Origin of the sequence: Vibrio sp. 1CM24A (assembly GCF_023161725.1) — a bacterium.
Classification (GTDB): Bacteria; Pseudomonadota; Gammaproteobacteria; order Enterobacterales; family Vibrionaceae; genus Vibrio; species Vibrio coralliirubri.
Genome location: NZ_JALNTS010000014.1, coordinates 22,743 through 43,075, shown reverse-complemented (window position 1 = coordinate 43,075; position 20,333 = coordinate 22,743). Strand labels below are relative to the sequence as shown.

Genomic DNA, 20,333 nt, shown 5'->3' with positions numbered 1-20,333 from the left:
CCATCATGACCAAACTCATCTATTGCGTGCTTTTAAGCCACTTTATCGCCGCGTTTGCAGCCTTGGGAATGCCGTTGTTTTTGCCAATGGTATTGCCAACACTGGATGCAAACATTACTTCGGACTGGGCGGGGGTACTGTTCATTTTACCCACCTTTTGCACGGCCGTTGCGGCGCGTTTTTGGGGGCAGTTTGCCGATAAATATGGCAGACGTCGCTCTCTATTACGTGCTCAACTCGGGCTTGCAGCAGGCTTCGCGCTGTGCGGCTTAGCCGATAATCTCTCAATGTTTGTGTTTGGTCTTATCGTTCAAGGAACCTTTGGTGGCACCATGGCCGCCTCAAACAGCTACTTATCCAGCCAAATTAACGATGCGAAAACACTCGGTAAGTCACTTAATAAAACTCAGCTTTCTGCCCGTCTGGCGTTAATTATTGCTCCGATAGGGCTTGGCTGGAGTTTATCGGAAACAAACCCGTTGAACGCGTATCTGTGGCTGTCTGCTTTGCCGCTATTCGCGCTAGTGATCACCTTAACATTACCCATTGATGACTTAACGAGATCTAAGGGAATTATAAAAGATCAAGCATCGAATAAAGCTCAATGCAGCCAAGCCAATTCGTTAAATACTCTTTATTGGGTGTTTGGCGCGCAGTTCAGTTTTGCTTTCGCCATGGTCGTCACGTTCCCCTATTTCTCGCCTTATGTGCAGCAATATGGCGTGACGAATCAAGCGTGGGTTGGGTTTTTGTATGCCCTCCCACATGGTGTTTATCTGCTCTTTGCAGGGAAAGTTCATCTGTTCTCAGAATGGATTGATCGCCACCAGCTTGAACGCAATCAAGCGCAGCGTACTTTATGGCTGGGCTTTGGTTTGCTTTCACTCAGTGCCGCAATGCATCTCACTCCTTATCAAGAAGTGTTGATTATTGCTCGTATCGTTTTCGGACTTGGCATGGTTTGCTGTTATCACGGCTTACATCAAGCGTTAGCAAATCAAATTGATCGACGACAAAGCGGCAAAGTATTTTCCCGCTTTGACGCTATGTCTAAATGGGGTGGCGTTGCGGCTGGGTTGAGCGCGTCTTTCATATCAAGCCAGGGCTGGCTTGAGGTTCCTTTCATACTTTCTATGTTGGTCAGTGGCATTGCTGCTATCGCGCTGATCATCCATTCAAAATTTGGACATCAACATGTTAAAGACTCAATTATCTCCAAGTGAATATTCCACTGAAGACCAAGTTCTTCAAAATAGTAAAAAAGTACTGCTAAACCGAGAAAAAGCCCAACTCAATACCATCATGGGCGTGGTGAACTGTTACTTACGTGAATACGCGATACCCAATGAGCAGGTTGATTGGCGCTACAGTTCAGCCTCTCTGCCTCAAACTTTGAAAAGAAACTACAACGCTCACCAGCGCGTGGCCATTCACCTACCTCACCAAAGTCAGCCTCAGAAAAATGGCTTGATGGTTTTACCTGTTGAATACACCAGCAAACTGGGAAAAGTGAAGCTCTACGATACACCTTGGGTCAAAATGCCCTGCACAGCTTGGTGTAAACTGGACGCAACGCAAACCCTGACGCTTCTACTCAGTTATCTAAAACAAGTGCTGACGATTCCATTCAATCACGAATTGATCGAGCAAATGGAAAACAGTTTGTTGATCACCGAGCAGTTCCTAAACTCAGACAGCTCTCCTCAGCATCACAATGCGTTTATCGCATCAGAGCAATCGTTACTTTGGGGACATACTTTTCACCCAACGCCAAAGAGTCGGTCAGGTGTCAGTATCGATGATCTGCTCGCTTGTTCCCCTGAGGTTGGCGCTAAAGTTCCCCTCTATTGGTTTAAGGTGGATACTGCGTTGCTCGACGTCTTGAGTTCCGATGACCGAACCTCACCAACGACCATGCTTGAACAACTTGCACCTGACGAGGACAATTCAGCAACTACCATGCTTTACCCTTGCCACCCTTGGGAAAGTTACACACTTTTGCAAAACCCAGTGGTCAATACGGCCATTGAACAAGGCAAAATCATCCCGCTTGGATTAGGTGGTGAAAAACTCTTACCCACCTCATCCGTGCGCACTCTGTACCACCCAGATATGGATTGGTTTGCTAAGTTCTCTATCAATGTACGTTTAACCAACTGTGTACGTAAGAACGCATGGTATGAGCTCGATAGTGCCGTTCAATTAACCTCGATTTTGCACCCAATCAAAGAAAGCGAACAGTTACGTAATCCTGTATTCAAGGTAATGACAGAACCTTACGCCACCACATTGAATCTAGAATCTGTGGCTGAACAAGAGCATGCGGATGTTATAAAGGCTCGAGAGTCATTTGGTATTTTATATCGAGAGAATTTCACTTTAAGCGAAACCGATATTTTGCAGCCAACGTTAGCGGGTGCGCTCTTTGCTTACGACACAGACGGGAACAGTTGCATCGCCACTCAACTCAAACAAAAAGCGCAAACAACACAATCCCAATATCAAAGTGTCGCCACGCTGTGGTTTGAGCGCTATCTGCATTGTTTGGTTCCGGGCGTCTTTAACTACTACTTCAAACATGGGGTTGCGTTTGAACCGCACTTACAAAATACGTTGATTGGGTTTGAAAAAGGCATGCCGTGCTGTGTATGGATTCGAGACTTAGAAGGTACCAAGCTACTACGCGAGTTTTGGCCGTCAGAAACACTTCAGCAACTTTCAGAACGTGCTCGTCAATCGGTTTACTACAGCCGTGAGCAAGGTTGGAACCGTATCGGCTATTGCACCTTCATTAACAATATCAGTGAGGCGATTTTCTTTATCGCTGAGGGGAACTCAGCACTTGAAAATACGTTATGGGGAACTTTAAAAGACGCTATCGTCCGCTGGCAGTCGATCAATGGTCAGCAACCCGAACTTATGTCGTTGCTCAACGATGGTCATTTCCCTAGCAAAAATAACTTCACAACCCGTTTGATGAAAAATGCTGATAAAGAGTCTGGGTACACCCAAGTAGTCGCGCCTTGGCCTACTCATTCAAAAGGAGTTCACCATGCTTAATTCACCTCAACTTCCTGCGAGCATCCACCAAGAAATACAGCAATTGGCCAAGCAACAAACGCAACCATTATGTGCTTATCTTTATGACCTCGATGCATTGGAGCAGCACATCAAGCAGATGCGCCATGTATTACCAAAAAACGTAGATCTATTTTACGCCGCCAAAGCGAACCCTTCAGCGCCGATACTACGTACTTTAGCTCCTTATGTTGATGGTTTCGAAGCGGCATCAGGCGGAGAGCTTACACACCTCCACCAGCAACAACTCAATAAACCACTGATCTTTGGTGGGCCGGGGAAAATGCCAAGTGAACTGGAGCAAGCAATTGAACTCGATGTCGATGCGATTCATGTCGAAAGCCTCACTGAGTTACAACGCATTGGTGCTTTAACTCAGAGGTTGAATCGACCTGCTTCGATCTTCTTGCGTATGAACATAGACATTGGTGACATCACACTTAGCAAGTTAGCCATGGGTGGAAAACCCACTCCATTTGGACTCGATGAGGGTGAACTCAATAACGCCTTGATGTATCTGCGCGACTTTCCCTTGATCAAGCTAAAAGGCTTCCACTTCCACCTGATGTCGCATCAACTTGAAGTCGATCGCCACCTCGCCTTGATGCAACGTTATTTCCAAGTCGTCAAAGAGTGGCAAAAGACGTTCTCACTCGATGAGCTGATCATCAACCTTGGTGGAGGGATGGGAATCAATTACCAAAACCCGCAGCAACACTTTCCTTGGATGGAGTTCTGCGACAAGTTGGAGTTCTTGATTGCTAAAGAACATATGCAAGACTGGAAGCTACGTTTTGAATGTGGCCGCTATATCTCGGCACCGTGCGGCTATTACGTGATGGAGGTACTGGATATTAAGCAAAACCTTGGTGAGAACTTCGTGATTGCTCGTGGTGGAACACATCATTTCCGTACACCGGCAGCACAAAACCATGACCACCCGTTTGTTATCTTGAAAAGTAGCAAACAACCCACCATTTCACATCCGATAAGCCATGCTACCGCCACACTAGTTGGACAACTTTGCACGCCAAAAGATGTTATGGCACGAAATCAACATATCGAGCAGGTCGATATCGGTGACTATGTGGTGTTCACCCTAGCAGGCGCTTATGCTTGGAATATCTCGCATCAAAACTTCTTAATGCATGAACCTCCGGTGTTTCATTATTTCTAGGCATCCCGCTGTGATCTATGATTTCTAACTGACGGTTTGAGTCAAAAATCTATAGAGCCAGCTAAAGACACTTAATATAAAAAACACTAAATAAAAAGGCGTTAGTAAACTCAGGTCTACTAACGCCTTTCTTATGTTTATCTTAGCCCTTTGACCAAACAGCTACAGCGATTGAGTACTCGACTCCCCACAGTGATCGCAATGCAGAACCAAACCGTAGTTAATTCGAATACAAGCACTTAGCATTTTTCATCGACTGCGCAGCGGGAGTGGTACATGGACAACAGAATCACCATTTTAGAGTTTCTCAGAGTGTTCGATTGCATTCGCTCCTCGGGCAAGCAATTGGACAGCAAATATCAATTGGGCGAGATGGTAGCGTGGCATGATTACGATGGTTACACCTGTTGGTTGAGCTACCGAGACGTTACCGTGACCCTGATGTTCCACGGCTCATTGAAGATCGAATACGACAAAACCTCGAACTATGAAGACTTCATCAAGCGACGTTTAGCTATGCTTGAAACTGAACCCTCTCCATAAACTATCCATCGCTATTGAGTAAACAACGCAAAGCCTATGGGGAAGCAGTGGAGAAAATGATGAACGGAACCCAGTGTAAAACGCGGTTACCCCTTAGGTTAATCACACCTTTACTCCTTCTACTCAGCCTACATTCGTTAAGTCTTAAGGCTGGCGCAATAGGGACAACAAACATGATCGACTTTACACAAGTGAGTGAGCATCAAAACTGGACAGTGACCAACGACGATGTAATGGGTGGCATCTCAACAGGCGAGCTCATCTATCTTGATAATATGAGTCGATTTAGGGGCGGGCTATCGTTAGAAAATAATGGTGGTTTCAGTTCTGTAAAGCGCTCCATTGAATCACCAGCCCATGAAATAGATAGCGCAGAGCTAGTTTTTGTTGGTGATGGTCGCACCTACCAACTGAGGCTCACAACATCGAAGGACGGTCATCGAGTTCAATACAAACACGATTTCGATACAATTAAGGGAGAGCAGTTTAGCAAAGTGTTCCACTTCGATGATTTTCAAGCGGTGTTCAGAGGTCGGCTACTGAGCGATGCGCCGGAACTTAAGGCGCAAGACATCAAACAAATCGGCTTTTTAATTGCGGACAAACAGCCCTCACCTTTTGAGCTAGACCTAATACAGCTTCACTTCAAAACATCGCAACGTATCCCATCACCAGAAGCTGACTAAACTGAAAACAAACAAAAGCCCCTGATACCTTTTGACTAGCGATAAGATATCAGGGGCTTCTTCTATTTAAACCGTCAACGATTCAAAACAACGGCGGATTAAAGCATCAGCAATTAGTATTTGATGGCTGTTTTACCAATCGAGGCACTGCTTTCAATACGTTGGTGTGCATCTTTAATTGTATCCACACTAAAGCCATTTAAGGTCGTGGTTAGCGTCGTTTTAATACGGCCCGCATCAATCAGATTCGCGGCTTGGAATAGGATGTCTTGCTGCTTCTGGATATCCTCTGTATTGAACAGTGAACGTGTGAACATCAGCTCCCAAACAAAGCCTGCTGATTTGCCTTGCAGTGCTGATAAGTCAATGCCACCGTCAAATTCAACAATCGAACTGATCATACCTTGCGGTGCGATCAACTCAACCATCGCATCCCAGTGCCCTTTTGTATCAGCAACATTGAAGATGTAGTCGACATGTTGAATGCCTTGCTCTCGCACTGACTCGACAAGGTTACGGTGGTTCACCACATGATCCGCCCCCATATCTCTTACCCACTTTTCCGTTTCAGGTCTTGAAGCTGTCGCGATAACATTGAGGTTGGTCAGTTGTTTAGCCAGTTGAATCGTAATTGAACCAACGCCGCCCGCTCCACCAATGATCAGGATAGACTTTTTCTCTTCAGGACGAACTCGCAGGCGGTCAAACAACGCTTCCCAAGCGGTAAGTGTTGCTAGTGGCATAACGGCTGCAGCTTCATCAGAAAGGCTCTTCGGCGCTTTAGCGGTAATACGATAGTCCACAGCTTGGTATTCTGCGTTAGCCCCCATGCGTGTTACGTCACCCGCATAGTACACACGGTCACCGACTTCGAAGCCTTCAACGTCAGCACCTTTACCAACAATTTCACCGACTGCGTCATAGCCCAGCACTTTTGGCTGCTCAAGAGTTTTATCTTTAGCATTACGAATACGAATTTTTGCGTCAGCAGGATTGATAGAAGTCGCGCTCACTTTTATCAGCAAGTCATTATTATTTAGTTCTGGCAGACTCGTTTCAAACTCAAATAAACTGTCTTGCTCTGTAATCGCAAGTGATTGAGTAAATCCGATAGCTTTCATTTTTGATGGTACTGACATGGTGCTTTCTCCTTGAATTAGACGAGTCAATCTTAGTCAATTCTCACACTAGATAAACCGCCTAATATTTGAATGATTTTCAAATAATTTTTGATAATGGTATTGCCGTTATCTGGGTAATGCAGACATCTCACTGCATTACCAACGGCTTGGAGGCTAAATCAGGCCATTCTCAATCAACCAATCATGTGTCACTTGATCTTGTGGTTTACCTTCACGGCAAACTTTGTAATCCAGCTCTGCGATGATGTCATTTGAGAATCGTAAGGAATCCAACTTCTGAATCTGTTGCTCGCTGAACAGATTCTTCTTGTCGTCTCTTAAAAGAAGCACTGCTCTGTCCACAATTCCGAGTAGGCCTTTTGGTTCTTTGAGTTCACGAATATCGTAACGATAGTGCAAAAACTGAGGTTTCCACAGTGGCACTACCACCCACTCTTTGTTTGCGACCGCACTTTCAAAGGCACTGAAACAATCGTCTTCACTGCCAGGAAAGAACTGGTAGCCGGCATCGCTCAGGCCATAGTCTTTCATCATCTGGATAGAGAAGCGTGTGATACCAGCGCCGGGGTTGATGCCTTGGATGGTCGAGTTCATTTTCTCGATCACTTCAGCTTTTAGTAAATCAGAGACATCAGAAACCGCCGCTTCAGGCACATAGTCTGGTACGCCCCACAAAGCATAAGGTTCATAATGAAGCCCAAGCTCGATAAGTGGCTCAACTTCTTCAACGCCCGCTTTATAGATACCGTGACTTGATGGCAGCCACGCAGAAGAAAGCATATCCACTTGGCCTGCTTTCAGCTTTTCAAAGTTCTCCTGATGTGGAGAGAAAATGCGCTCTACCTCAAAACCCATGGCTTTCAATACATTGGAAACCAATGATGCGGTCGTACGGTGGAACGACAAATCCGTTACACCCATTGTGATTTTCTTAGTCATCTTATCCCCCTAGATCGTCAGCTTCGTCCATACGATGTGTACTGCGCTACGTTGTCGATATGGGAAAATGATAGTGAGAAAATTACTAATGAAAAACAGCCTCACATTTGAATTATTATCAAATTATTTTTGACAATTAAGTATTTGAAGCTAACTTAGAAGCGATAAGCAGAGATAACCCATCTGCAGATTGTGATGGGGAAATATCCCAACGCCATATTTAGAACATAATTCAATACAGGTAGATAATATGCTTCTTGAAGACTTACAGGTCATTTTGAAAGTGGCGGAGTTTCGCAGTATCACCGCAGCAGCCACCAACCTTGATATGCGTACAGCCACAGCAAGTGCAGCGGTAAAACGTGTTGAAGCGGCACTCGGTGCGGAGTTATTTGTAAGAACCACGCGCCATCTGAGACTCTCTTCAGCAGGCGAGCGTTATTTACCGGAATGCGAACAAGCCTTAAAGATGTTGGAGCAAGCGAAGCTCAACATGCGCGAAGAGCTCGGTATTCTTGACGGTGAAATTCGCATTGCGCTTTCATCGGATCTAGGACGCAATCTAATCACACCTTGGTTAGATGAGTTCTTGCTTGAATACCCAAAGGCGACGCTTCGCACTAGTATCAGCGATAGCAATATCGACTTCTACCGAGATTCTGTCGATATGGCGCTGCGTTACGGTTCCCCGACCGATGCCAACATGTATGGTTTCAAGATATGCGATGTGCCGAGGATATTGTGTGCGGCTCCTGACTACTTGGCTGAAATGGGCACACCAAAACACCCGAGTGACTTAGCGCAGCACAATGGGTTGCTTTACCAACTCCATGACATGTTGCAAGACGAGTGGGTGTTTAACGATGGTACTCAAGATCATAAAGTGAAACTAAAAGGAAATCGCGCTTCGAACGACGCAGACCTTGTAAGACGTTGGTGTATCGCGGGTAAAGGAGTGGCAATAAAATCTTGTTTAGACATGTCACCTCATCTGCTTTCAGGCGAAGTGGTTAAAGTTATGCCTGAGTTTAAGCCGACCCCTACCGAGCTGTGGTTAGTGTGTCCAAGTCGTCAATCCATCACCCCTACTGTGCGTCTACTGAGAGATTTATTCAGAGAGAAGACCGCAGAGATCCTTTCGCAACTGAGCAAACAAGGCATTATACAAAGCACAACATCTTAAGATTGAATGCCGCTTAAAGATAAGAAACAGAGAGACAAAAAAGGCGTTAGCGAACTTCAATCCGCTAACGCCTTTCATCATTAGAACATCATAGCTTCATGATGAACCTTAATAAGAGTACTTAGTTTAATACTCTTAATACAAAAGCTTAGTTTGACTCGTCTTCAACATCGCAGTCTGCGCAGCACTGAAGAGCAATCTCATGTTCGAAGGTGATAGTGTCTATACCTTCTTCTACTAGCTCTGCGATTTCGTCTGCCACTTCTTTTTCATCATCCGCTTCAATCCCGCTTTCTAATTCTTCTTCTGAATAACCAAAGAAGTTAAGCAGTAAGTACTCGCGAGCTTCTTCTTTCGTGCAAACAACGTCTGCTGAAAGATCTGGAGTAACCTCGCCTTGTGCAAGTGTCGCTGTCACTTGTGCGATAGCATCGTCTTTCATCGCAGGCGTTAACCAACCAAGATCAGTACTTACTGTCGTTTTTTTACAGTCGAAGCAAGGCAGTTGGTGAAAGTAGTATTGAAAGGTAGTCATAGGTAATTTCTTCTTTAAATGTTGTATAGCGAGATTATGCGCGTTTTGTAGCAAAATACTATCTCAATCACAACCTGAAACCACTTCAGGCTGAGTATTTTTGCAAGCTCCGTGCAAGCTGATGTGATCATCCTATAAAAGCGCTGTTTTACCCATGCTTACTCAGCTTTACGCTTGTTTACATTTGTACGGGTAATATATGCCTTATCAGATAACAAGCGTGGCACCTCACAAAGACTTTGGTCCTTGCTTAGCTTCGTCGCTCTAGCTATTCGCTATGAGTTCACGGCTTACTTAGCTACTTAGCTCGGATTTGTTTGAAATAGCTTTGTTTTCAATTAACTTACTTGCACTTGGCTTATTTTGAACCACGCTTATTTAAATAACCCCGTCTCGGATACCCAATCAATGATCATCACAAAATATCAAGCCCTTGCCCTTTCATCGGTTGCTTTGCTCGCTACAGGCTGCTCACCATCATCAGATACGCCTTCGGTCAGCAACATCAGTGATTACCAAGGCTCAGCGAGTATTACTCAGGGTGTGGCGACCACCGTTGAATCGAACCTCTTTGAGTGTGCAAACGGACGTAGCCGAGTGGCGGGCGTTGGGGAAATTACGGACTCAGAAGGAAAGGTTTGGACGGTTCCAGCCAAGAACAACTTTGCGACAGGGCCAAAAGCCTTTGATCTTTATGAAGAGTGCTCAAATACCACACCAAGCAGCCTAGCCGAAGTCGATCAAAGCTCTGTACCTGTAGCGATAGTGGATCAAGACGGTGAGGAAATAACAGGTTATATTTTTGCCGATAACTATTTCGAACTTTATATCAACGGCCAGTTAATCGCGGTAGATACCGTTCCTTTCACACCGTTTAACTCAAACATCGTCAAATTTAAGGTGAAGAAGCCTTACACGATTGCCGTGAAAGTGATTGATTGGGAAGAAAACCTAGGTCTTGGCAGCGAAGATAACCGCGGAAAGGCATACCACGCTGGTGATGGTGGCTTTATCGCGAGCTTTAGTGACGGAACCGTGACAGGACCAGAGTGGCAAGCACAAACCTTTTATACCTCACCGATTTATGACCTGGCTTGTTTGAGTGAAGTGGACGGGAAGCGTCTTTCTGAAAGCTGCACCACGGAAGGAACTGACCAAGGTCAAGATGCCTACGCCGCTCATTGGGAAACACCAAACAACTGGATGAACCAAGAGTTCGATGCAACATCTTGGCCTCAAGCATCGGTATACTCAGAAGACGATATTGGCGTAAACAATAAAAAAGCGTACATGAACTTTATCGAAAAATTCAGTGGGGCTGGCGCAAGCTTTATCTGGTCGACAAATGTCGTTCTCGATAATGAAGTGCTACTGAGATACGAAGTTAAGTAGCTTTATTCCTTTGTAAGCAAGCCCAGTCACGAGTATGACTGGGCTTGCTACTCAAACAACTTGCTGGTGTTTCTAATTCACAGCGAACCTGATCCTAATCTTGGGTCGTTTCATTACGACGAAGTTTGCGAAGTCTTGCTTGCTCCACGCGACTTAGCTTTGTAATTGTGTAACCAGCAACAAAACAACCCGATGCACAAACCCCAAAATGCACTGCCGATCCCCAGTAAATTGGTGCCAGAAGCAGTGAATAAGAAAGTAAGCAGTGCAGGCTCTCGATAGTGGTTGTCTGCCATCGAAACAGCTAAACAATTCATCAAGGTCGGCATCACCGCTAAGCCAGCAACCGCAATGACAATCTCGGAGGGCACGGCGCTAAACAGCGACACAAATGACATCCCCATCACGCCAGCTAACAAGTAAAACCCGCCCATACAGATCCCCGCCATGTAACGTGTCTTTGGATTACTATCCGCATTCGGGCCCATGCAAATAGCGCCCGTAATCGCTGCAAGGTTATACGCAAAGCCACCAAACGGCGCGAAGATCAAACCTGTCACCCCGGTGGTGGTAATGATCTTCGATGAATCGACTTGGTATCCATTCGCTTTTAGAACCGCAAATCCCGGTAAGTTCTGTGAAGCCATCGTCACTATAAACAGTGGGATACCGACACTGAACAATGAAAAGAACTCAAAATCGGGCGTGATGAACACTGGGGTCGTTAATCCCATAGTCACCTGACTGACATCGAGTTTGCCAAAACCCACACACATAACCAGTGCGATAATGAAAATGCTTGGGATCAGTAAATTTCCTAACCGCGCTTTCGCCAGAATAAATACAGCGAGCATGACCGCTACGACTTGAGCTTCTTCCATTAGCGACGTGAACAAACCCAAACCGAATTGCAATAAAATCCCCGCGAGCATCGCAGAGGCAATCGATGTTGGGATCTGTTTTAGGACTTTCTCAAATATCCCCGCTAATCCAACTAACGTGATCAACATCGAACTGAACAAAAACACGGCTACAGCCTGATTCATTGTCAGCCCTTCAAGAGATGTGATTAACAACGCTGCTCCAGGCGTCGACCACGCTGTAACCACAGGCTTCTTATAGTAAAACGAGAGCAGTATTGTGGTTACGCCCATGCCAATCCCCAACGCCCAAAACCATGACGCCACTTGTTCTTCGGTTGCTCCAGCACTCATTGCCGCTTGGAAAATAATCGCCGCGGCGCTCGCATAACCAATGAAAACAGCGATAAAGCCGGTACTGACGTGAGAAAATTTTAGCTTAGTCATGTTAATTTATTCCTGCGTGCGTTATAACGTCCATAGACCAAACCTAGCACTGTGCGCTATAACGCACAACTTATTTGTAAAAAACTTGTAGAGAAAATATGCAAACAGAAATTAAAGTTGGTGTTAACTTGAAACGCCTTCGCCAAGAAAAAGGCTGGAGCTTAGACAAAACAGCGAAAGAAACTGGCGTGAGCAAAGCAATGCTAGGACAAATTGAACGTGGAGAATCCAGCCCGACAGTCGCTAAGCTTTGGCAGATAGCTTCTGGATTCGAGGTGTCACTTTCGAGCTTTATCGCAGCTAGTCCAAACAGTGAACTGACGAGTTTATTCAGAGACACAAACGAACTAAGACACGAGGAATACAACATTGGCTTTTTCGTCAGTTTGTTGTTTCCTTTTGAGGAAGCACTAGGGTTTGAAATATTCGAACTCACCCTAGCACCCGATTATCAGCATGAATCCGCCCCACATAACGCTGGCGTCACTGAGCACATCTTATGTATTTCCGGAGAGATGGCCGTAATGTTTGATGATGAGTGGCATACGTTACGCGCAGGGCAAGCCGTTCGCTTCAATGCTAACCAGAGCCATGGCTACAAAAATATCGGTGAAGGAAACGCCGTATTTCATAATGTGATTCACTACCCTAATAACAAGCAATAGTGCCGGATTTGGCGCTAATGTATGTTTAGCTCTAACCGGATGCTTAGCGCTAACGGATATTCAGCGCTAACGAAAGAGCTGGCAGAGCACTGGCTGTTACTAACTTAAAGCGACTATACGTTGACAACCATGCTGCCATCTTCGGCTTGATAACGCGCCCATAGTTGAGAAAGGTTTTCTTTATTAAGCTGTATCTCTTTTTCTTTCAGAAACGCTTCGTTGTGCAGCTTCGAATACGAGCGTTCAGCAAGGTCACAGCTAAATGTAACGATGGTTTTCCCTTTCCCCATTCTAGCTGCAGCGTATAGCGCACCGGCTACGTTCAATGACGAACTGCTTCCTAGAAGAATACCGTCATGCTCCGCAACAAGTCGGGATATCGTCACCAAATCCTGATCGGGAAGCGTGATTGCACGATTGATTTTTGCCTGCCTGAAATTTTCAACCGTCCGCATGATCCCTATGCCTTCCGTGAACGAACTTCCCGTTGATTGATAGTGTCCATGACGTAGAAACGAATAAATGCCGGACCCATTTGGGTCAACTAACCAAGTTTCGAGATTAGGTTTCTGCTCAGATAGATAATGTGAGTTTCCGGCAATGGTTCCGCCCGTCCCCACCACAGAAACTAGAGCATCAATATTCCCTTGGGTTTGCTGCCATATTTCCGGTCCAGTATTTAAATAGTGCGCTCGATAATTACTGAGATTTTCGAACTGATCTGCCCACCAATAATCTTCATTTTCGACACCGATCCGCTTGGCCGTGTGGTAAAAGTGTTCAGGGTTTGCAAAAGGACAAGGGTCGACCAATAACAGTTCAGCGTTATAAAGCGAGATCATACGCTCTTTCTCTTGTGCCTGCCCTTTTGGCATCACCACCAACATTTTGTAACCGAGGGATTTAGCGACTAGAGCAAGGCCGATTCCCGTATTTCCTGCAGTACCTTCGACGATTGTCATTCCCGGCTTAAGCTTACCGGCTTCTATTGCATCCATAACCAACTGAAGTGCCGCTCTATCTTTAATCGAACCACCCGGGTTCTGGTGTTCGCACTTAATAAGAATCTCACAACCTGATATCTCTGAAAGACTGTTGATTCTAACAAGATCGGTATCGCCAATCAGTTCACTGAGATTGTTTGCAATATGGGCAGATGACATCGCGACTCCATTTATTTGTTGAGGATAGGTTTGTTCTTCGATTGGTTTGTCGATGACCATAAGCGTAGCTCTGGGGTCTGCTTAGTCAAGAAGTGCCGGAATTGAAAACACTCTCATTTTCCAAATAACAATTATAATTAAGGGTGATCGATTAGATTGAGGGCAAAAAAATGTTTCTAAAAGAGAAAAAGAGCGGTGACCTCGTAGACGTAACTGAAATGACTAAATTAACCAACTTATTTCAAGACAGTATCGAAGGTCGGTTTCAAGCAGGTGAAGAACAGCAAGACCCTGAGATGTTTAAAAAATCCGAACTGATGTTTATGTCAGGGGAAGAGTTACCTCGATGCTGGACAGATCCAAACTACCGCTCAGGGACTAAATAACCTTAGCTTTTCTAGAGCACCCGATGAGTCGCTATCGAAGCTCTGTTCTAAAACTGTTTGACGAACACCTTATAGGCTATCCCCCTGTTAAAACGTTCAGACGCATCTTTACTAGACACAAAAAGCGAGCCACTTGCAACTTGGGCTCGCTTTTCGTTATCTGGTTTTCTTAGACTCTATTACAGATTATTCAGTTGGTGCTTGTAGCTTGGAAAGCGATTCCGCTCATAGTTCATTGCTGAACTAGGGTTGGATAACAAAGATCAAACACCCTAGAAGATGAATAATTTTCGTAATAAGTAAAATTCTTCGATTAATATTTTTATTAAAATGATTTTTAATATCAAATACTTAAAAACATTACATGTATCATGGTCCCACGTATTTTCAATATGAATAGATTATGAACGCTACTTTCATCCGCGATTAATACTCCCCCCTGCATAGTACACCCATCAAAACAAACTATGACTATTTAGAGGTTCTTATGAAAAACATACTTATTGCTACTACACTAGTTCTGACTTCAGGCTTCGCAACAGCAAACACTTTACCAACAACGGGCGGATTTAATGGCCCGACGGCTAGTGCTCCTGTTACGGTTGCTCAAGTTCTAGAAGCAAGAGATGATACCCAGGTTCAGGTGACGGGTAACATTGTGCACTCTCTGGGAGACGACGAGTACAAGTTTACTGATGGTAAAAACGCAATTGTGATCGATGTGGATGATGAAGCTTGGGCTGGTTTGACGATTGCTCCGAATGATCAGATAACGATTATTGGCAACGTAGAAAAAGATAATTGGGAAGAGGCAACAATTGAAGTTGATAGAATTACAATTGGTAGCTAAATCGATTGAATACAGTGGTTTCTAAAGGACAACTGTCCCTCAAAGGAGCTCATGTGGCTCCTTTAACGTTTAGACCTGTAATAAATAGAACACTGTATTTACTTTGTGTTCTCGCTCATAGTTAAATTGCTATGCTCGTCTAACGCTAATTCAGAAAACGTTCACTTTCTCTAACAAAACCAGATTCTTAGGTTACAGACTGAATTTTGGTTCTACCGAGCCCTTTTTTGAGCTTGGAAACAAATGTAGAAGTGACTCACTTGGGGGCATAATTAAGTCAATTCTAGCCTCGTTGACTCGAAGGTCTACTAGATGAAGAAAGTATCGTTCGGGATGATTTAACCAACATAAAAAACAAAAAACGAGCCACTTGGGCTCGCTTTTCATTATCTGATTTTCTTTAAATCTATTACAGAAGTGCTACTGACTGCTGTGCAATCACGAATTCTTCATTTGTTGGGTTGGCATTCGTACGACATGCATAGCTATTCCAGATAATTAACAACCAAAGCTTTTTTGCCATGACACCCTACATATGTGATAGGATTCACATTAATGATTAAAAACTTAATAATTAATGATGCAGTCATTGGTATCACTATGACTTACCTTCTAGTTCGTTGACTGTTACATGTAATCAAGACGACTCTATTAAAAGTCATACCTGTCAGATCATGTTTGGGTTGATACGACTAGACAACACCTAAAACACAATGCAATTGAAATCAAACCTGAGATACCCTTCGCAAGTTTTGGGGTTCTTTAAATCTTATGTAGTTTCATGTTGTTGTACGATTTTTAATGGCAGTTTTTCGTCAGAACTGTTTTCAGCTTTTAACTGTAAATCCATCTTTTCTGTGCTCGAACTCATTCTGTCTTTCATAGTGCTCTCCTAACATTCAACAATCACAATACAGAACGACCGTTCAATTAATGATATAATTATTCTTGAATTTTGAACTTACAAAATTGAATGCAAAATTAGTTAGACATGAGGTTTAAGTGAAAGAGTTTTCTGTTGTTATCTTAAATGCGGTGGTCAATACACTACTAGCCTTTGCCAAGGTCGTTATTGGTACCCTATTCCTATCCCCTGTGTTAGTAGCAGATGGTGTGCATTCTTTCTCTGACCTTGTCACTGATATCTTTGCCGCCATTGGTTTAAAAGTATCAAACAGAGCACCTGATGATGATCATCCATTTGGTCATGGTGGCGCGGAATACATTTTCAATGCAACGGTGGCGATGATCATCTTCATTTTCACTGGACTAATCATCATAGAATTTATTCAAGAGCTGACCATACCCTCTGAGTCCGTCTCTTCATTAGTTGTCGCCACAGCTATCATTACTTTTGCTGTTAAGTTGATTGTAAGCCAATTTACGTTAAAGAAAGGCGAAGAGCTTTCATCAGAGACACTTCGTAATAGCGGGATGGAAGGACGAGGTGATGCCATCACATCGCTCGTAATGGTTGTGGGGATCTTGATAACCTCACTTGGTATAGAACATAACATTCCTGCGCTCCAATATGCTGATAAGGTCGCAACGGTATATATCATTTATATACTGCTAGGGGTTTCATTCGAGATCTACCGCAATGCACTCATCAACGCAGCAAATACCCATGCAAGTGACAATGTCACACACCGATACCGTGAGACAATCACCTCTTATGACATAAACGTCCCGCTAGATGATTTATTAGTATTCAAGAATGGAACTCAAAATAAGCTGATCATCTATATCGACAGTCATGATTTTTCTAACATACAAGAGCTTCTCTCTTATACCAAACAACTACGTAACCATTTACAAACCATTCACTCAGATATTGCTTATATTGCAATTGAGTATAAGTAAACAGCATGATTGAACAATCGTTCAATTTGAGTTAGGATCGATACCGTAATCGTTATACCAAACTGTTAACTAATTTATACTCAACCCCCTTGGAGGGACTATGCACATTAGCCTTATGAACAACACCCCTATTCATTTTATTTTTGGGGTTATCATGGTCATTACTTTTTTGATTACGGTTTTCAAGCTTACGGGTTCAAAACGTAAGATTGGATTAAGACTGATGCATATCCTTTTCATCCCCGTGTTTTTCTCTGGTGTCTACATTTGGACATTGGTTCCATTTAGTCTCCCACTTCTTATCAAAAGCGTTGCAGCGACTATTGCCTTTTACTTCATGACTAAAATTGTCAAAGAACCATCAAACCTAACAAATTGGATAGTTTGCGGTGTGCTCATTTCTATCGGTGGCACATTAGCTATTACAATGATTTAGCCATATGAACACTGAACTATCCCACTTATTTATGTTTGCTACTTGGCTAACAGGCTCGGAGAAAAACGCTGAAAAGTTCTTAGCTAAAGCACTACACAACACCAATATAGAAAACTTGCCTCACTTAAGTTGCATTGAAAAACTAAGAAAAATCTATCGTTTTCATACTGAAAAACCTTTTGCATTCCATTCGAACCTTCCCCATGACAGACCAAAAGCGTCAATAGTGAGTCAGATAGCTGCACTTCCCATAGATTCAAGGGTTGCGCTTGGTCTTCAAACGGTTTTGAACAAAAGTCCTGAAGATATCGCTTTTATCATCGGACAAAACATTACCCATGTGCGTCAGGACTTAGCTTCTAGCAGGTCGCTGCTATTGAAATACAACTCCTAACTATTTTTCCTCCAATATCAAGGATATAAGCACCCTGCTTTATAACCTGGAACTACTAATGACAATATCAAAATCAGCAACCGCTAAATCATGGTTTATAGCACTCATACCACTCCAATTTGTATTTTTATGGAGCACAGGATTCATTGGCGCAAAATTTACGGTGGCGTACAGTGACCCTTTTTGGTTGCTATTTTTACGAGGCTTCTTTTCCTGTATCACCTTCTCCATCATAGCGTTAATACTGAAATCTAAATGGCCAAGTTGGTCAACAGTCAAGAAGCAAATGATGGCAGGTTTTATGCTGCAAGCGATGTTCTTGGGTGGTGCATTTAAAGCCATCAGTCTGAGTATGCCTGCGACTTTTGTTTCTTTAGTGACAGGGCTTCAGCCAATCTTGACTGCACTCATTATCTCTAGGAAAGGAACAAACTTATCTCGACTTCAGTGGGGAGGAATTATCGTAGGGTTTGCAGGCGTATTCCTTGTTCTTTCTCCATTTAGTGCAGATACTACTAATGTTTCCCTTGATGCCTTCTTACTTTCAATCACTGCTTTGCTCGGGATTACTCTTGGTACGCTGTATCAGAAGAGTTTCACTAGCGATGGCTCATTGATTACTCAAATTCTATTCCAATATTTGTCATTGACTCTTGTCATGGGTGCTTTGTCACTTGTATACGAAGATCAGAGTGTTCAATGGAGCCTATCCTTTGTATTAGGTTTAGGTTGGCTTGTAGTTGGACTGTCGCTATCTGCAACGATGCTGTTGATGTATATGATCAAACATGGTGAGGCAACTAAAGTATCCAGTTATTTCTATTTAGTGCCTTCATTCATAGCCGTTGAGTCATGGCTTCTTTTTCAAGAAAGCATCACTCTACAGGCATTTTTGGGAATGATCTTAACAATGATTGGGCTTGTGATGTTCTCTCTCAAAAAGCAATAGCGACTCTGTCTAAAACAATAGAAACAACAAAAAACCGCATCAATGTGCGGCTTATATGGAGTCAAACATCTAAAGGTTTGAATTGATTTGGCTAACTTACTTGTTATGCCTTTGGTGCTGGCTCAAGGAGAACCTTAGTAACAAAAAGGCGAACCGTTGGTGCAACTACAGCTAATAGCATAAGTGCTGACGGAAGCATTTGACCAAGTGCTGCAACCCAAGCGTCAAAAAATGACATTCCATTTGGTAGATTTTTATAAACCATAATCGCAGGCATGCTAAGTAGCATTGTTGGAAGAACCATTGAAACCATTAGTGGGTATTGAAATTTACGTGGAAACTTTTTCATTGTTTGACTCCGATTGACTAACTGATGGCTGTATTCTAGGCTAGCCTTTGCGAATCAAAAACAGACAATTCTGAATTTAAAGCGTGCATATATGAAAGCAAAAGACATCTCAAATTTATATCTATTCTGTCAATCTGTTGAGTGCGGAGGCTTTGCTGCGGCAAGTTTGAAGACTAATGTATCTGCACCAACATTATCTCGTGCTGTTGCTTACCTTGAAGAGCAATTGAGTGAAAAGCTGGTACATCGCAACGCTAAACAATTCCAACTGACAACGGCAGGCAATGAATACTACCAACGTTTTGCCTCCATCTTTTCTCAGCTTGATGATCAATGGATACAGCTTTCAAATAGTCAGCCTGTATTAACTGGTGAAATACGTATTTCTTGTCCAGAGCCATTCGCAGATTACTTCCTACAGCAGATGGCGATTGATTTTATGGAAATGCACCCCGAGGTATCCATCTCGATTCAATTTAGCTCTGGCACAGAACGCTTTTTTGACGAGCAAATTGACCTAGCTTTGGTGACTAGCCCACCCCATGCTTCTCACTTAATTCAGCGCCGCCTATTTCAATCACCACTAGTTTTAGCTGCGTCACCGAACTACATCGACAGGCATGGTATGCCTAGTAAAGTTGAAGAGTTAATCAATCATAAGCTACTAGCAGGTAACGAAATGCCTTACTGGGAGTTTAAAGAGAATGGAACACCAATTCGTATTCCGTTTAAACCAAGTTATTCAGTAAACAGTCTAAGGTTGACGATTGAGGCAGCCTTATCGGGTGTTGGCATTTGTTTGATGCCTCAAGCCCCTTTTGAGCAATTTGCAGCACAAGGAAAATTGCTTCCAGTACTGCCAGAAGTAGAGGGGCCAACAGGCACAGCTTATATGATATGGGCAGATCGAAAGCTTATCTCAGCGAGAGTCGTAGCATTTCGAGATATGATCTTTGAACGATTCCAACAACCCTCTGGTTTCCTTTCTGCGATTGGCACAAAGAAAACCGATTGATAGGACTCTCTCGCATAGAAAAGAGCCAAGCAGTCGCTTGGCTCATTCAACTATTGGTATTCTCTGGCAGACGATACTGCTGAGTAAAGAGAAACGCAAAATGGCACACAATAAGACAGAGCAATCTTGATTCCCCTTTGTATATCCATTTGATTATTCAATAGCGCTTCACCATGGTTGATGAGCATCAAAATAGTCCCAACCAACAAGGCAATTTTTAACGACTTTCCAATTAGGTGGACAGTTATCAAAGAAAGAGCAGTCTGTGATTGTGACTTCAT

At 43.6% G+C, this 20,333-nt stretch carries 22 protein-coding genes; 15 read left to right on the top strand and 7 right to left on the bottom strand.

All coding sequences use genetic code 11. The features are described from left to right. Positions 1 to 5: 5 nt before the first annotated feature. From MSG38_RS22705 to MSG38_RS22685, 5 genes are all read left to right on the top strand, one after another. A complete protein-coding gene (locus MSG38_RS22705) occupies positions 6 to 1,223 on the top strand; it encodes an MFS transporter (RefSeq protein WP_248402685.1) in 1,218 nt (405 codons plus the stop codon). Next, positions 1,195 to 3,060: an IucA/IucC family protein gene (locus MSG38_RS22700; protein ID WP_248402684.1), complete on the top strand. Its 1,866-nt coding sequence runs from the start codon at positions 1,195 to 1,197 to the stop codon at positions 3,058 to 3,060. Before MSG38_RS22705 ends, MSG38_RS22700 begins: the two co-directional genes overlap by 29 nt. Further along, a complete protein-coding gene (locus MSG38_RS22695) occupies positions 3,053 to 4,255 on the top strand; it encodes a type III PLP-dependent enzyme (RefSeq protein WP_248402683.1) in 1,203 nt (400 codons plus the stop codon). The genes MSG38_RS22700 and MSG38_RS22695 overlap by 8 nt, the downstream gene beginning before the upstream one ends. A gap of 276 nt (positions 4,256 to 4,531) precedes the next feature. Next, a complete protein-coding gene (locus MSG38_RS22690) occupies positions 4,532 to 4,798 on the top strand; it encodes a DUF3081 domain-containing protein (RefSeq protein ID WP_248402682.1) in 267 nt (88 codons plus the stop codon). A gap of 47 nt (positions 4,799 to 4,845) precedes the next feature. After that, the gene (locus MSG38_RS22685; protein ID WP_248402681.1) at positions 4,846 to 5,484 is read left to right on the top strand and encodes a CIA30 family protein; all 639 of its coding nucleotides are present in this window, start codon (positions 4,846 to 4,848) and stop codon (positions 5,482 to 5,484) included. 113 nt (positions 5,485 to 5,597) lie between these two features. On the opposite strand, the gene MSG38_RS22680 is transcribed toward MSG38_RS22685, so the two are convergent. Together MSG38_RS22680 and MSG38_RS22675 are read right to left on the bottom strand one after the other, a co-directional pair. Beyond that, on the bottom strand, positions 5,598 to 6,623 hold the full coding sequence (locus MSG38_RS22680; protein WP_248402680.1) for a zinc-binding alcohol dehydrogenase family protein: 1,026 nt from the start codon (positions 6,621 to 6,623) through the stop codon (positions 5,598 to 5,600). A 156-nt stretch (positions 6,624 to 6,779) separates the two neighbouring features. After that, entirely contained in the window at positions 6,780 to 7,547 is a 768-nt protein-coding gene (locus MSG38_RS22675; protein ID WP_248402702.1) for a glycine betaine ABC transporter substrate-binding protein, read from the bottom strand. 268 nt (positions 7,548 to 7,815) lie between these two features. Here MSG38_RS22675 and MSG38_RS22670 point away from each other — a divergent pair, with 268 nt between their 5' ends. Then, complete coding sequence (locus MSG38_RS22670; RefSeq protein WP_193841780.1) at positions 7,816 to 8,748, top strand: LysR family transcriptional regulator; 933 nt, start codon at positions 7,816 to 7,818, stop codon at positions 8,746 to 8,748. A gap of 148 nt (positions 8,749 to 8,896) precedes the next feature. Here the strand turns inward: MSG38_RS22670 and MSG38_RS22665 are convergent, their stop codons facing one another. Then, positions 8,897 to 9,283 carry a hypothetical protein gene (locus tag MSG38_RS22665; RefSeq protein ID WP_248402679.1) on the bottom strand — a complete coding sequence of 129 codons (387 nt, stop codon included), beginning with the start codon at positions 9,281 to 9,283 and terminating at the stop codon, positions 8,897 to 8,899. Positions 9,284 to 9,691: 408 nt separating this feature from the next. Between MSG38_RS22665 and MSG38_RS22660 the strand changes: the two genes are divergently transcribed. Next, positions 9,692 to 10,675 (top strand): hypothetical protein, encoded by a 984-nt coding sequence (locus MSG38_RS22660; RefSeq protein ID WP_248402678.1) that lies wholly within the window; start codon positions 9,692 to 9,694, stop codon positions 10,673 to 10,675. A gap of 113 nt (positions 10,676 to 10,788) precedes the next feature. On the opposite strand, the gene MSG38_RS22655 is transcribed toward MSG38_RS22660, so the two are convergent. Further along, positions 10,789 to 11,982 carry a benzoate/H(+) symporter BenE family transporter gene (locus MSG38_RS22655; protein WP_048610815.1) on the bottom strand — a complete coding sequence of 398 codons (1,194 nt, stop codon included), beginning with the start codon at positions 11,980 to 11,982 and terminating at the stop codon, positions 10,789 to 10,791. 98 nt (positions 11,983 to 12,080) lie between these two features. Here MSG38_RS22655 and MSG38_RS22650 point away from each other — a divergent pair, with 98 nt between their 5' ends. Further along, positions 12,081 to 12,647, top strand: coding sequence for an XRE family transcriptional regulator (locus MSG38_RS22650; RefSeq protein ID WP_248402677.1), 567 nt, complete (start codon positions 12,081 to 12,083; stop codon positions 12,645 to 12,647). 113 nt (positions 12,648 to 12,760) lie between these two features. Here the strand turns inward: MSG38_RS22650 and MSG38_RS22645 are convergent, their stop codons facing one another. Further along, a complete protein-coding gene (locus tag MSG38_RS22645) occupies positions 12,761 to 13,810 on the bottom strand; it encodes a cysteine synthase A (protein WP_248402676.1) in 1,050 nt (349 codons plus the stop codon). Between the two features lie 218 nt (positions 13,811 to 14,028). Here MSG38_RS22645 and MSG38_RS22640 point away from each other — a divergent pair, with 218 nt between their 5' ends. The 6 genes from MSG38_RS22640 to MSG38_RS22615 all read left to right on the top strand — a co-directional run bounded on the left by MSG38_RS22640 (position 14,029) and on the right by MSG38_RS22615 (position 18,688). Next, positions 14,029 to 14,196, top strand: a complete 168-nt coding sequence (locus MSG38_RS22640; RefSeq protein ID WP_017062447.1) for a hypothetical protein — start codon at positions 14,029 to 14,031, stop codon at positions 14,194 to 14,196. Between the two features lie 487 nt (positions 14,197 to 14,683). Beyond that, a complete protein-coding gene (locus MSG38_RS22635; protein ID WP_050650881.1) occupies positions 14,684 to 15,046 on the top strand; it encodes a NirD/YgiW/YdeI family stress tolerance protein in 363 nt (120 codons plus the stop codon). A 1,002-nt stretch (positions 15,047 to 16,048) separates the two neighbouring features. Beyond that, entirely contained in the window at positions 16,049 to 16,909 is an 861-nt protein-coding gene (locus MSG38_RS22630) for a cation diffusion facilitator family transporter (RefSeq protein WP_248402675.1), read from the top strand. Positions 16,910 to 17,009: 100 nt separating this feature from the next. Then, entirely contained in the window at positions 17,010 to 17,345 is a 336-nt protein-coding gene (locus MSG38_RS22625; RefSeq protein WP_248402674.1) for a hypothetical protein, read from the top strand. Between the two features lie 4 nt (positions 17,346 to 17,349). Beyond that, positions 17,350 to 17,739 (top strand): hypothetical protein, encoded by a 390-nt coding sequence (locus MSG38_RS22620; protein ID WP_248402673.1) that lies wholly within the window; start codon positions 17,350 to 17,352, stop codon positions 17,737 to 17,739. A gap of 58 nt (positions 17,740 to 17,797) precedes the next feature. Then, positions 17,798 to 18,688 (top strand): DMT family transporter, encoded by an 891-nt coding sequence (locus tag MSG38_RS22615; protein ID WP_248402672.1) that lies wholly within the window; start codon positions 17,798 to 17,800, stop codon positions 18,686 to 18,688. Positions 18,689 to 18,791: 103 nt separating this feature from the next. Here the strand turns inward: MSG38_RS22615 and MSG38_RS22610 are convergent, their stop codons facing one another. Beyond that, positions 18,792 to 19,037 carry a DUF2798 domain-containing protein gene (locus MSG38_RS22610; RefSeq protein ID WP_248402671.1) on the bottom strand — a complete coding sequence of 82 codons (246 nt, stop codon included), beginning with the start codon at positions 19,035 to 19,037 and terminating at the stop codon, positions 18,792 to 18,794. Between the two features lie 91 nt (positions 19,038 to 19,128). Here MSG38_RS22610 and MSG38_RS22605 point away from each other — a divergent pair, with 91 nt between their 5' ends. Further along, positions 19,129 to 20,052: a LysR family transcriptional regulator gene (locus MSG38_RS22605; RefSeq protein ID WP_248402670.1), complete on the top strand. Its 924-nt coding sequence runs from the start codon at positions 19,129 to 19,131 to the stop codon at positions 20,050 to 20,052. Between the two features lie 50 nt (positions 20,053 to 20,102). Here the strand turns inward: MSG38_RS22605 and nrtS are convergent, their stop codons facing one another. After that, entirely contained in the window at positions 20,103 to 20,333 is a 231-nt protein-coding gene (gene nrtS, locus MSG38_RS24010; protein ID WP_282450579.1) for a nitrate/nitrite transporter NrtS, read from the bottom strand.

What these genes read in the sequence shown, in the direction of transcription:
- MSG38_RS22705 (WP_248402685.1), top strand. Translation starts at nt 6, where the DNA reads ATGACCAAACTCATCTATTGCGTGCTTTTAAGCCACTTTATCGCCGCG.
- MSG38_RS22700 (WP_248402684.1), top strand. Translation starts at nt 1,195, where the DNA reads ATGTTAAAGACTCAATTATCTCCAAGTGAATATTCCACTGAAGACCAA.
- MSG38_RS22695 (WP_248402683.1), top strand. Translation starts at nt 3,053, where the DNA reads ATGCTTAATTCACCTCAACTTCCTGCGAGCATCCACCAAGAAATACAG.
- MSG38_RS22690 (WP_248402682.1), top strand. Translation starts at nt 4,532, where the DNA reads ATGGACAACAGAATCACCATTTTAGAGTTTCTCAGAGTGTTCGATTGC.
- MSG38_RS22680 (WP_248402680.1), bottom strand. Translation starts at nt 6,623, where the DNA reads ATGTCAGTACCATCAAAAATGAAAGCTATCGGATTTACTCAATCACTT.
- MSG38_RS22675 (WP_248402702.1), bottom strand. Translation starts at nt 7,547, where the DNA reads ATGGGTGTAACGGATTTGTCGTTCCACCGTACGACCGCATCATTGGTT.
- MSG38_RS22670 (WP_193841780.1), top strand. Translation starts at nt 7,816, where the DNA reads ATGCTTCTTGAAGACTTACAGGTCATTTTGAAAGTGGCGGAGTTTCGC.
- MSG38_RS22665 (WP_248402679.1), bottom strand. Translation starts at nt 9,283, where the DNA reads ATGACTACCTTTCAATACTACTTTCACCAACTGCCTTGCTTCGACTGT.
- MSG38_RS22660 (WP_248402678.1), top strand. Translation starts at nt 9,692, where the DNA reads ATGATCATCACAAAATATCAAGCCCTTGCCCTTTCATCGGTTGCTTTG.
- MSG38_RS22655 (WP_048610815.1), bottom strand. Translation starts at nt 11,982, where the DNA reads ATGACTAAGCTAAAATTTTCTCACGTCAGTACCGGCTTTATCGCTGTT.
- MSG38_RS22650 (WP_248402677.1), top strand. Translation starts at nt 12,081, where the DNA reads ATGCAAACAGAAATTAAAGTTGGTGTTAACTTGAAACGCCTTCGCCAA.
- MSG38_RS22645 (WP_248402676.1), bottom strand. Translation starts at nt 13,810, where the DNA reads ATGTCATCTGCCCATATTGCAAACAATCTCAGTGAACTGATTGGCGAT.
- MSG38_RS22640 (WP_017062447.1), top strand. Translation starts at nt 14,029, where the DNA reads ATGACTAAATTAACCAACTTATTTCAAGACAGTATCGAAGGTCGGTTT.
- MSG38_RS22635 (WP_050650881.1), top strand. Translation starts at nt 14,684, where the DNA reads ATGAAAAACATACTTATTGCTACTACACTAGTTCTGACTTCAGGCTTC.
- MSG38_RS22625 (WP_248402674.1), top strand. Translation starts at nt 17,010, where the DNA reads ATGCACATTAGCCTTATGAACAACACCCCTATTCATTTTATTTTTGGG.
- MSG38_RS22620 (WP_248402673.1), top strand. Translation starts at nt 17,350, where the DNA reads ATGAACACTGAACTATCCCACTTATTTATGTTTGCTACTTGGCTAACA.
- MSG38_RS22615 (WP_248402672.1), top strand. Translation starts at nt 17,798, where the DNA reads ATGACAATATCAAAATCAGCAACCGCTAAATCATGGTTTATAGCACTC.
- MSG38_RS22610 (WP_248402671.1), bottom strand. Translation starts at nt 19,037, where the DNA reads ATGAAAAAGTTTCCACGTAAATTTCAATACCCACTAATGGTTTCAATG.
- MSG38_RS22605 (WP_248402670.1), top strand. Translation starts at nt 19,129, where the DNA reads ATGAAAGCAAAAGACATCTCAAATTTATATCTATTCTGTCAATCTGTT.
- nrtS (WP_282450579.1), bottom strand. Translation starts at nt 20,333, where the DNA reads ATGAAGTCACAATCACAGACTGCTCTTTCTTTGATAACTGTCCACCTA.